12 protein-coding genes are annotated in these 10,500 nt (G+C 61.1%); 1 reads left to right on the forward strand and 11 read right to left on the reverse strand.

Annotated elements, in window-relative coordinates:
* Positions 1-125: 125 nt before the first annotated feature.
* Positions 126-728 carry a hypothetical protein gene (locus ACRCSW_RS01295; RefSeq protein WP_438702191.1) on the reverse strand — a complete coding sequence of 201 codons (603 nt, stop codon included), beginning with the start codon at positions 726-728 and terminating at the stop codon, positions 126-128.
* 315 nt (positions 729-1,043) lie between these two features.
* On the opposite strand from ACRCSW_RS01295, the gene ACRCSW_RS01300 reads away from it, so the two are divergent.
* Positions 1,044-2,300 (forward strand): hypothetical protein, encoded by a 1,257-nt coding sequence (locus ACRCSW_RS01300; protein ID WP_438702192.1) that lies wholly within the window; start codon positions 1,044-1,046, stop codon positions 2,298-2,300.
* Between the two features lie 363 nt (positions 2,301-2,663).
* Here the strand turns inward: ACRCSW_RS01300 and ACRCSW_RS01305 are convergent, their stop codons facing one another.
* The 10 genes from ACRCSW_RS01305 to ACRCSW_RS01350 all read right to left on the reverse strand — a co-directional run.
* A complete protein-coding gene (locus ACRCSW_RS01305) occupies positions 2,664-2,885 on the reverse strand; it encodes a hypothetical protein (RefSeq protein WP_438702193.1) in 222 nt (73 codons plus the stop codon).
* Entirely contained in the window at positions 2,886-3,125 is a 240-nt protein-coding gene (locus ACRCSW_RS01310) for a hypothetical protein (RefSeq protein WP_438702194.1), read from the reverse strand.
* A 350-nt stretch (positions 3,126-3,475) separates the two neighbouring features.
* Positions 3,476-4,525 (reverse strand): ATPase, T2SS/T4P/T4SS family, encoded by a 1,050-nt coding sequence (locus ACRCSW_RS01315; RefSeq protein WP_438702195.1) that lies wholly within the window; start codon positions 4,523-4,525, stop codon positions 3,476-3,478.
* 14 nt (positions 4,526-4,539) lie between these two features.
* Entirely contained in the window at positions 4,540-5,847 is a 1,308-nt protein-coding gene (locus ACRCSW_RS01320) for a TrbI/VirB10 family protein (RefSeq protein ID WP_438702196.1), read from the reverse strand.
* 1 nt (position 5,848) lies between these two features.
* Positions 5,849-6,574: a TrbG/VirB9 family P-type conjugative transfer protein gene (locus tag ACRCSW_RS01325; RefSeq protein ID WP_438702197.1), complete on the reverse strand. Its 726-nt coding sequence runs from the start codon at positions 6,572-6,574 to the stop codon at positions 5,849-5,851.
* Positions 6,574-7,263, reverse strand: a complete 690-nt coding sequence (locus ACRCSW_RS01330) for a virB8 family protein (protein WP_438702198.1) — start codon at positions 7,261-7,263, stop codon at positions 6,574-6,576. Before ACRCSW_RS01330 ends, ACRCSW_RS01325 begins: the two co-directional genes overlap by 1 nt.
* A 27-nt stretch (positions 7,264-7,290) precedes the next feature.
* Entirely contained in the window at positions 7,291-8,295 is a 1,005-nt protein-coding gene (locus ACRCSW_RS01335) for a type IV secretion system protein (RefSeq protein ID WP_438702199.1), read from the reverse strand.
* Positions 8,295-8,780, reverse strand: a complete 486-nt coding sequence (locus ACRCSW_RS01340; protein ID WP_438702200.1) for a hypothetical protein — start codon at positions 8,778-8,780, stop codon at positions 8,295-8,297. Before ACRCSW_RS01340 ends, ACRCSW_RS01335 begins: the two co-directional genes overlap by 1 nt.
* A complete protein-coding gene (locus ACRCSW_RS01345) occupies positions 8,780-9,565 on the reverse strand; it encodes a type IV secretion system protein (RefSeq protein WP_438702201.1) in 786 nt (261 codons plus the stop codon). The genes ACRCSW_RS01340 and ACRCSW_RS01345 overlap by 1 nt, the downstream gene beginning before the upstream one ends.
* Before the next feature lie 4 nt (positions 9,566-9,569).
* Positions 9,570-10,500: lytic transglycosylase domain-containing protein (locus tag ACRCSW_RS01350; protein WP_438702202.1), on the reverse strand; the 931-nt coding region annotated here is incomplete at its 5' end.

Here is a 10,500-nt window from a genome sequence, read left to right on the forward strand (position 1 = left end):
CAGGAGTCAAGCTGAAGAAGTCTGGATAGCTGCTGCCGATCTGGCCGGTAAGGAGGGCCGCAACATTTGCGGCCTCCCCAGCGCTGAGGGTTTCCAGGACGATCACCGCAATGCGCTTTGTCATCTTATGCCTCACCACTCTCCGCTGCGTGCGGACCCATGGGCTTTGCCCGGGCTACGAACGCCAGCCAAGCCATATCCCGTGCCGTCCGGAGGGTCATGAGCGTCGGCTTCTTAAAGTGATCGAGAACCACCTTGTTGGTGACGCACCCGGCCCGTTCACCATGGGTCGTCATGGCCTGGTAGGCGACTTCGTTTGACGAGACCGGAACGAACTGGGTGCCGCAATGATAGCCCGGAACCTTCGGAAGCAGCGACGTGACCGCCGCATGATGGTACACGGTTTCAACCGGAGCCATAATGTCGTTCAGCACGTTCCCGTAGACCAGTTCGGGAATTTTTGCCTTGAAGACCCGTTCAAGCATCAGGTCTTCGTCCATGAGAAGCGGGCCGACTTTAGGGTACGCGCCGGGCACGAGCAACAAGCGCACCTTGCCATCCTTCACCATCTGGGCGGCGGCCTCGAAAGAATCAGTGCCAACTCGCAAAGCCTCGGGGAAGGCCTCCTTGGCGATCACCTGTGAACAGGTGATACTGGTTGCAACATCGCCAAGCGTTGCAATTGACGTCACTTCTTCTTTTTTATCAGTATAGTAGCTGGGGTCCATCGGACTACTCCATCAAGCTCTACGCTACAGAGCGTTTCTGAGGAACAGTCGGATGGACCTTTGCCCAAGGCGTCACGCCGTGATAAAGATGCCCATCCGACTATCGGATACCAGCTCGGACGGGCCAGCGAACCGCAAAATCCAGTGCCCGGCCGAGCGCCCCTAGCGCTTGGGGCAAGATCAAGCTTAACAATTCCGCAAACCGCGTAAATCTTGCCGCCTTCTATGGCGTCGGCGTGATTTTGTAAGATATTTGTAACGCTGCGAACCAGTCGATATAACGAGGAAAGGTTCAAATATAAGCAGGTAACAAGCATGCCCCAGACGGAGTTCTCGCCCATCTTCAGCCAGTGCACAAAGGCGGATGTGCACGCTTGGAGGCGGATGAAGGCTACAGTTGGTGAGATGATGAACGAGTACCCGTCGCTACGCGGCAGCCTCGCCCATGCTCTCTTCTACCTTATGTCAAACACGAAGAAGAAGGTCGGAATAGCCACTGTCGCCAAGTCCTATGTCGATTTTCAAGACTATCTTGTTGAGAATTTCGGTTCTGAAGTGAGTCAGTTAAGTGATACGCAGTCAATATCGCATTTCATGCAAAGAGAGACGGAGAAATTCAAGGATGGTGGCAACTACCTTAACGTTGTTCTTTTCCTACTGGGTATTGCATCATCGCAAAAGGGGTTTTTCTCACATTATGTGATAAAGAGTGAATGCCAGGAGGTATCGCTTTTAGTAAGTAGAATGCTTGAGGTGACATCGAAGTCTGAATTCTCCCTAAATGACCTTGCCCACGCTGTTGAAGAATATAGGAATCATTTTCGCGGCAAGTATAAAGTTCAACATGATCTTGGTGGCATGTTGGAGCTTGGCAGCTTTGATCAGGAGTCTCTATGGCAGACAATATTTCACGTCAGTAGTGCAAAAGTAGACTATCAGAGAGGTAAGAGATCTATCGAGAGAAAATACATTTGTTACCGGTATTCTTCATCCGGTGGAATTAGTCGGATTGTAAAGTCATTTTTGGTTCTTCAATCTCCAGGTTCCATAAGGTCTCACTTTGCATTTAAAGCCTTTTATATTCCAGACTCTGATCAAATGATTCGTCGGTCGGCGGGGGCAATCGTTCGCTTAGGTGAGACAATAAGTTGCTATGGAAGCTCAAGATTACTGCACTTGGAGCATGAGGCATCTCCTGTTGCGATTGGTGAGGAGTATCACTCCGGACCAAAAGTGATGGTTTTTGACCTAAATTCCTTCAAGAGTAATGACACCATAATACCAGGAACTTTGTTGTCGATGAACGAAAATATTCAACCGATTGCGTCGCGAATTGTTTGCGTTGAAACTAGTATCGAGCGATCCGATTTGGCGAGCATTGGAACATTCAATGTTGAAGAACTGAGTGGGGATTTGCAGAAGTTCACCTGTCTTGGTACTGGAGGGCGGAGATCACCGGAGCAGATCGAGAGAACCTGGCAGCGAATTCTAGAGATTCTTGAGGCAGCGCCGGGGCAAGGTGTGGTTGTCGGGTTGCAGAAACAGGACGTTGGCTTGAGGCTGCGGGAGTGATCCAACTGAGAGAGAAAGTTGGTCGATTTCGAGAGAGACGCAAACGACTTACTTTTAGCCAGTTGGGCAAACGTGAGGATGGCTCGATGGTGTCCCGCGGCTTGGTATAGGAGCGCCGCTCCGTGGAGGAGTCGGAATCAATCAGGCAGCCTGACAAAAGGACGGTCTGTCACGTGGGAAGAGCTTCAAGGGACAAGTATTACCAGCCGATGGCGAGGTAGTCGTTTACATCTAGCATTAACGCTCTGAACTGGCATATGATGGCGTCATCATTCCGGAAGATTTGGAACAAACCTGACCGCCATTTCACCACTCGCTTGGTGTCCTTGTCGGTGAAGAAAACACGACGCGCAAACACAACCGCTAGATGAAAAGTTGTATCTGACGCTTCTCGCCATCTTTATCCTCAATGAAGAAGCGCGAACCGGCTTCTTGCTCGATGACCAAGAATTCAAATATTCGAATTGCGTCCTTCATTATTACAGAATAGGAGCTTGCGTCGGTTGATGCCTTCAGCCGCTCAAGGCGGCTGAAGGAGTTTTCCGGCAAATCCATCTGAACGCGTCGAGTTTTGGTCTTGGTCACTTAGTGCGCCTTTTGGCTGCTGAAGTAGAACGCAGCAATGCCCCCATAGATTGGCGCGAGGATGCCCCACACCGTTGCCATGTAGCTAAAGTCCTTGACGTACAGGCTGTAGAGGCAGGAACCGACGAGGAAGAAAGTCCCCAACGTCAACACCGTTCCCACAACCAGTCTTCTCGTACCAGTTTCCGTCACTTTGACCGTAGCGGAAAACTCTTCACCACACTTAACCTTCAGGCCCATGAACGCCTCCCTAGAGAAAGCGCGGCCTTTCGTTCTGGTTCACCTTCAGCAGTTGTCGACACCTACGAAGACCGCAGCATGCGTTGGACGCTTGCAGCCAAAGTGAACCTGGTGTCGACCGCTGTCCCAATCCGGGAAAAAAGACAAGCAGTCCAACAGGGAGGATGTTGAACCTAGTTCGCTCAACACGCCCAAGTTAGGCGAAGTGGGTGCGTAAGGCAATCAGATATTCATCACTTTTTGATGAGCTATTGATGCGCGCAGCCGCCAAAACGGTTGGTTCTGGCCCAATGGCCAGCTTAGTGCGGCCCCATAGGCTTGGGCCGAACAGAAACCGTGGACTCAACTGCTTAAGGAGCGTCTTCGTCCCAAGCCGGTACGACGACGGGACTATCTGTGTGCATCTGCTTCGCTACCGACTTGGGCCTGTCCCCGCCCGGCATCCAGACCTCCACGACCCCGCGCCTTTCCCCGTCCCGGCCCATCTGCACGATCACATCTATCGAGCCTTCGAGATAGCGGATCACCTCGGCGTAGCCGAGCCGTGTGCCCGAGGCCATGACGAGGAGGGCGAGCCGATCGAGGGCCTTGCGGGCGCTCTGGGCGTGGATGGTGGTGAAGGACCCGGCATGGCCGGTGTTGATCGCATCGAGGAAGGTCGCGGCCTCGAGCCCGCGCAACTCGCCGAGGATGATCCGATCAGGGCGAAGGCGCAGGGTTGCTTGCAGGAGCAGGTTCGCGGCCCGCTCCGACCCTTCCTCCCGGGAAGCGAGCAGACACACCGAATTCCGCTGCCGAGGCCGCAATTCGAGCGAATCCTCGATCGTGATGATCCGCTCGTCATCATCGACGAGATCGAGCAACCGCCGCCCGAGCTCGGTCTTGCCGGTCGAGGTGCTGCCCGAGACGATGACGTTGAGGCGATGCGCTACGAGGAGTTTCAGGAGATCATCGACGCTGCCGGTCTGTCCGGCCTCGACGACTTCGGCGACGAGCTTGCGAAGTTCTTCCTCGCTGCTCCCTGCACCACGGCGCAGGAACTCGAAGGTGCGGGGCGCGGTCTGCACCTCAGGTCGAAAGACCCGGAAGGAGAGGGTGGTGCCGGAGGGTGAGGCCGGGGCGCCGACGATCTGGGCACGCAGTGAGAGCCCCTGGTAGGTGACGGTGGCCGAGACGAGGGGCGAGGTGTCGGTGAAGCGGTTGTTGGTGGAGTTCGCAATCTGGGCCGCGAGATCGCGGACCTGCTCGCGGGGGAGGGCTGATTTCGGGGCGGGGGTCATGTGGATGTCGCCCGCGCGTTCGGCCCAGACGGTGCCGTCGGGCAGGATCGCGACCTCGATGACAGTGGGGTCGAGCAGCACCGGGTCGAGCCGGCCGAGATAGGTCGCGAGATAGCTCATGGACCCATCTCCTTTCAGAACATCTCGATGTCCGCATCGACCCGGATCAGGACGACGGTACCCTGGTTGACGTAGATCGTCGGCGCGATGGTCAGATAGTCGCCAAGGACGGTGCCGAGGCTTTCGGCGAAGCCGTCGCCCACGTCCTCGCCCGCATCCGCCGCCGCCTCATCCTCGACGTGGGCGGCGGCGACCGCCGGTGCCGCACCGATGATCGAGATGAGTGCTGCCGACCCGAACCGCTTCAGGAAATGCGTCCGGACCGTGCCGGGCAGCCCGGAGCGCCCGACCGCGTCCGTGCCATAAGCGGCGAGGGCGACCGATTGCCCGTCCGGGGTGACCAGCCGGTCCCAGGCGATGAGGACGCGCCGCTGGCCGAGATCGGTGTCACTGTCATAGCGCCCGTAGAGTTTCGCGCCGCGCGGGACGAGGACGCGAGACATGTCGAATGACCAGACATCGTGGCTGACCTGTGCCACGACGTTTCCGGCGAGATCGGTCGAGATCGCGGTCTCGAGGGCCGCCTCGATCAATGTGCCCTGGACGAGGGTGGAGCCGGGGTTGGCGATGATCTCGGCGCTGCGCACTTCCGCGCGGCCCGCGCCCTCGCGAAGGAAGGCCGCATTGCCAGAGGCCTCGCGGGCGGCCTCAGTCTCAGGGCCGCCGCCGCTGGCCCCGTCCCGAAAGGCAACCATCTCCGAATTGACCCGGGCAGCTTCCAACGCCTCGGCCTCGGCGCGCCTGCGCGCGAGTTCTTCCTCGCGCCGGGCTGCCGCTTCGCGCGCGGCCGACTCCTCATCGGCCAGGAGCGCGCCCGCCTCGATCTGCGCACGCAGGCGTTCGTTCTCGATCTCGGCCTCCTGCAGCGCGGCCTCGCGGGCAGCCGAGGCCGACTCGACCTCATCGATCCGCGTCTGGAGAGCCGCGAGAGCAGCCTCGTCGGCGACGGTCACGGTTTCTGGATTGGCGCGGAGGCGGGCGATCTCGGCCTGGAGGTTCGCGACCGTCGCTCGCAGCGCCGCGAGTTCCGGGTCCTCCGCCGTCGGGGCAACCTGGGGCAGGGCTGGGGCCTCGTCCTCGCGGATGCGGAACCCGTCGAGCCCGGCATCCTCCTGGAACTCGGTCGCGGTGCTCGCGGGCAGGCCTTCCTCTGCTCCAGGTTCCGGCGCAAAGGCGACAATCCACGCCCCGAGCCCAAGTCCAGCTACGCCCGTGACCGCGGAGAGCACCCATGGATTGACCCCGCGCCTTTTCTTCCCGGGCCCTTTCAAGGCTTCGAGACGGGCGGCGAGCCGAGCTTCCTGGTCCGGGGTCTCTGCCATCTCATTCGCCCTCGATGCAGAGCCAGACATCGCCGTAGCGCAGGACGTAGCGAGCGGAGCGGCTCGTCACGGTGATGCGCGTGCCATCGACCCGGGCATTGATCGAGGTCTCGCGACCGCGCGCGTCGGCGCGGAAGACGGTCGGCATCGGCGCATCGGGTGGGATCGTGAAGGTGACCTTCCGCCCGTCATCGACGATCGAGAGCGGCGCGAAGTCCGGCAGGTCGCGGCGCTTCAGGATGCGGTAGGTCAGAGGTGTTCCGGGCGGGAACTCGGAAGCTGCGTCCGCACGCGCGCCCGGCACGGTGAACTTGACCGAATACATCGGCTCGCCGCGCGAGACCTCCTGGACATAAAGAAAGTAGATGTGGCGGTTGGTCTCGACGGTCACGTTCGTCGCGGCCCCGGCGACGACGGGTTTCAGGATGAAGAGGTTCGGGCGTTCGAGCTTGTCGACCTTGAAGCTCTCGAGATCGCCGATCGCCACCGACTGGATACGCTCGCCATCCCCAAGCTCGACCAGCGTCACCGTCTTCAGCCGCGTGCGGATGCGGTAGACCTGGCCCTCGTGATAGGTCGCATAGGTCACGCGGACATCATGGGCACCGGGGGAGGGGGCGGTTTCGGCAAGAAGAAGTCCCGGGAAGAGGAGGAGGGCCGCGAGAGCTGTCGCGGCAAGAGAGGTACGGCGGACGCAATGCGGGCGAGTGGGGCAGGGGGCATTCATCAATTTGCGGCCTCGAAGGTTTCCGCGGTAACGCGGTAGTCGGTCACGAGGAACCCGGTCGGGTTCTCCCAGACGAGTTCGATCGCGCTCTGGCGCGACGGGCTGAAGCGGAAGGTGACGGTGGCGTAGAACTTGCCCTCCCGCGGCGGATCGCCGGTGCGGAGCAGCGTCTTCACGTATCGAACCTGATAGGTCGTCTCGGTACTGGGAGTGATCGAGGTGATCTCGACCGTCGCCTTCGAATTCGCCCCATAGACATTCGGCGGGTAGTTCGGGTTCGCCTCGGACCAGAGCTCAGTCAGCGAAGTCCGCGCCGCCTCGACCGACATCGTATAGACATGCAGGATGCGTGCCTCGTTGTCGTGGGCATCGAAGGTCTCGCGGTCGATGACATAGGAGTAAAGGAGTGCCTGCTTGATGCCTTCCGCCTGATCGATCCCGGCGCGCTCGACCGAGACGACCCGTTCCGCGACGCCTGTGTCCTTGTCGACGATGGTGAGGAAGGCCTCGGTTTCTTTCAGCGGCAGCAGAAGTACGACGGCCGTGATCCCGAGCAGCCCGATCAGAGTACCCCCGAAGGCAATCGTCCAGGCGAAGCGCTCGCGGCGCTTGATGCCGAAGGCCATTTCCTCCTCAAGGAGCGTCCTTGGGGCGTGGTTGTGCAGGGCATCGGATCGCTCAGTGGTCATCGGGACTCGTTGGTGTAAGGGGTTGTATCAGCCGCGCGCCTTGATCAGGCTCTCGAGCCGCATCCGCGTGGCACGGCCGAGATCGGCGTAGGATCGGTCGCGCTCGCGCTCAGCGAGACCGGAGGTTTTTCCGTAGATGGCGCCGGAGGTGAACTCGCGCGCCCGCGGAGCGGCAAACTCGCCGGCGCGGGTCAGGGGACGTGCGGTCACGCGCAGAGCTTCCGGAGCGATATGGGCGAGGTTGATCTGGCCGGTGATGTTCGCCGCAGCCTGCGGGATGGCGCGGAGCGCGAAGAAGCCGACGAAGCACATCACGAGGAAGCCCACGATCGCGCCGATGTTCGATACCTCCTCCGCATCGCGATGCACTTGGTTCGCGACCGTGATCACCGTGCCGATGATGGCCGCGGCCGCGATCGGATAGAGGAGATAGCCGAGAAGGGCGGAGGCCCAGGCCTCGAAGAGGTTCTTCGTGCGCTCGAAGATCGTGGCCAGGATCGCGAAGGGCGCGAGGCCCAGGAGAAAGGCGATCATGATCTTGGCGAAGGCGACGATCAGGACATAGGCCGCCATCAGGAGGGCGAGCACGCCATACAGAAGTGCAGCAACCACGCCGCGCATGATCGAGCCCTGTGCCTGGCTCACCGCATCGACGTTCTCCGCCATCTTGAGCGCGAAGCCGTCCATCGCGGTATAGGTGTCGCCCTCGGCCAGCGCATCACCGGTGACGCCAAAATAGGAGAGCGCGAGATTGCCCGTGCCGGAGGAGAGCGCGTCATATAGCGCCGAGAAATTGGACCAGGAGAGACCGAAGATCAGGACAAGCACGATCCGCACCGAGAGCTGGACGGCGTCGCGCATCGAGATCGTGTAGACGTTCAGGGCGGCGTTGATGCCGACGAGGACCAGGAGGATCGTGAGGAAGGCGGTGTAGAGCGGCCCGACCGAGGCGGCGGTCGTCTCGAAGAAGGTGCGCCCCGCAGTCGAGATCGCGCCATCCAGCATGCCGAGCATTTCGGACACGAGGTCCATCAGAAGGGACCCCCGCACATTCGCTCGACAGCAGCGCGATACTGACGCGCCTGATCTTCGTAAACGGCGGTGTGTTTCAGGAGGACCTGACCATACCGGGATTTGAGCGCGGCATAGATGACCTCGACCTGATCCCAAGGTGCGACTTTGGCGGCGCAATCGCAGGCACGAGCTTCGAACGCACCTTTCGTGCGCAGCCAGCCGTAGATGTCGCCGAGTGCCGCATGGCCTTCGGTTGCGATGCTTTCGGTGCGCCAAGCGCGGTAGCCGTCCGGCCAGACCGCCTCACAATCCTGAAACTGGACATTCACCGCGCCTGGGATAGGTTCAACCGCGCCGATTCCGTCTGGCAGAGGCGCCACCTTGAGGAAGTCGTCCTCCTGCGTCTCGGCAACTGCGGGCACAACCAGCGCAACGCCAAGCGCCAGCAGCCCCGCGACGACCAGCAAGCGTCCTTCCCTCGTCCCGGCAAACCTCCCCGCCATCACTCCTCCCCAAGCACCTTGATGAACTTTCGCTCCTCAGCGGCGGTGGCGGCGTCCATCACCCCGGCCTCGCCCATGCCGACGACCTGGGCCGCCTCCATCGACCAGATGTTGGCCAGTGCGATGGCAAGTTCCGCCGTCACGCGTGTGTTGAGATCGATGGCTTCCTTGAGCCCGTCGGTCTCGGGGATCGTGGCGATGAGCCGGTCCACGCGTTTGAGGCTCGCGCTCGCATCCTCGGCTGAGGCTTCGGCAGCGACGGACAGGAAGGCGGCGGTGTTGGCCGCGGTGCCGATGCGCGCCGCGGCGGGGTCCTCGCTCGCGGCGAGCCCGTCGACAGTTGTGCGGTCGAGGCCTGCATCCTCGAAGAAGCGGTCGACATGAGCGCTGACCGGCCCGCCGCGAACCGTTCCCGAGGTCAGGACTGACTCCCAGTCCCCGGACTTGGCGGCGTCGAGGGCAGCGGTGAGTTCGGAGAAGTCGGGCAGGATGTCGCGGAGGAAGGTTTCCGGGTCGAACTCAAGCTTCAGGATGTCGAGGCTTTGCCGCAAGGCTACCAGCTGATCGCTCAGAAGCTTGATCTGTTCGAGCTGTTTCAGGATCTGGTCATCGAGCTTGAGGTTCTGCGCGATCATCTCGCGCAACTGCAGCTTCGCCTCGGCCAGGACCTCGACGATCTTTGCGAGGTTCGTCGTGTCGATGGTCGGCACACCCTGGGCGAGGGACGGGCCGGGAGCGGCGGCAGTGGAGATCAGGAGGGCGGCAACAAGAAGTGCGCGGCGCATGGGGTCAATCCTTCACGACAAGGAACAGTTCATCTTCGGCATAGGCTTGGAGGAGGAGCGCGTAGCGGGCCTGCTCGACCTTCACCCTCACGGCGGCGAGGTGCTGGAGGACATAGGCGATCCGGGTCACCTCGGCCCTTGCATAGCTGTTGAGGTCCATCGCCTCCTTGGTCGAGGCCGTGGTCGGGATGCGGGCGATGATCTCCTTCAACCGAGTCATCGACCCGGTGAGGATCAGGCTCGAATGCATGCCGTAGTGGAGCCCCGCATCGGCGATGTTGGAGCTTTCCGCCATGACCATATCGGCCGGATCGAGTGTGCCGACCGTGTCGACGCCTTCGATCCGCGCGGCATAGGCGTTGTAATTCGCGGTGACCCGGACGACGTAGTCCTGCGTTTCACGGTAGGGCGGGATGCCGCCATACTCCTGGACCGCACCCGGCCCGGCGTTGTAGGCGGCAAGTGCCAGCGGCATCGAGCCGAAGCGGTCGAGTTGTTCAAGGAGATAGCGCGCGCCGCCGTCAAGCTGGAGTTGCGGATCGTCGTAGTAGGCCGGATAGATGCCGAGGTACTCTGCGGTGCCCGGGATGATCTGGGTCAGCCCGAAGGCGGCGGCCGGGCTCTTGGCCCCGATGGAGAAGCCGCTTTCCTGTTTGATCAGCCCCTGGAACCAGCAGCGGAATTCGACCGGGTTGATTCCGGCGCTGGCGAGCGCGGGATGCCCGCCGTAGCGTCGGGCGGTCTCGATGATCATCTCCTCGATGGTGACCCGCGCGTCGCCGAAGAGGCGACCGGCATAGGGGTTGGTGTCCTCGATCGCATAGACCTCCGAGGCCGCGAGGCCGCCGGGCATATCCTCAAGATCACCGATGAAAGGAGCGGCACCGGTCAGGAGGGCGAGGGTCGCATCGAGGGCCGCGATCTGCTCATCGTGG

Source organism: Tabrizicola sp. (assembly GCF_051645465.1).
Lineage (GTDB): Bacteria > Pseudomonadota > Alphaproteobacteria > Rhodobacterales > Rhodobacteraceae > Tabrizicola.

Coding starts and splice junctions, on each gene's coding strand:
- ACRCSW_RS01320 (WP_438702196.1), bottom strand. CDS start 5,847: ATGGCAGAGACCCCGGACCAGGAAGCTCGGCTCGCCGCCCGTCTCGAA.
- ACRCSW_RS01295 (WP_438702191.1), bottom strand. CDS start 728: ATGGACCCCAGCTACTATACTGATAAAAAAGAAGAAGTGACGTCAATT.
- ACRCSW_RS01300 (WP_438702192.1), top strand. CDS start 1,044: ATGCCCCAGACGGAGTTCTCGCCCATCTTCAGCCAGTGCACAAAGGCG.
- ACRCSW_RS01340 (WP_438702200.1), bottom strand. CDS start 8,780: ATGGCGGGGAGGTTTGCCGGGACGAGGGAAGGACGCTTGCTGGTCGTC.
- ACRCSW_RS01330 (WP_438702198.1), bottom strand. CDS start 7,263: ATGACCACTGAGCGATCCGATGCCCTGCACAACCACGCCCCAAGGACG.
- ACRCSW_RS01345 (WP_438702201.1), bottom strand. CDS start 9,565: ATGCGCCGCGCACTTCTTGTTGCCGCCCTCCTGATCTCCACTGCCGCC.
- ACRCSW_RS01315 (WP_438702195.1), bottom strand. CDS start 4,525: ATGAGCTATCTCGCGACCTATCTCGGCCGGCTCGACCCGGTGCTGCTC.
- ACRCSW_RS01325 (WP_438702197.1), bottom strand. CDS start 6,574: ATGAATGCCCCCTGCCCCACTCGCCCGCATTGCGTCCGCCGTACCTCT.
- ACRCSW_RS01335 (WP_438702199.1), bottom strand. CDS start 8,295: ATGGACCTCGTGTCCGAAATGCTCGGCATGCTGGATGGCGCGATCTCG.
- ACRCSW_RS01310 (WP_438702194.1), bottom strand. CDS start 3,125: ATGGGCCTGAAGGTTAAGTGTGGTGAAGAGTTTTCCGCTACGGTCAAA.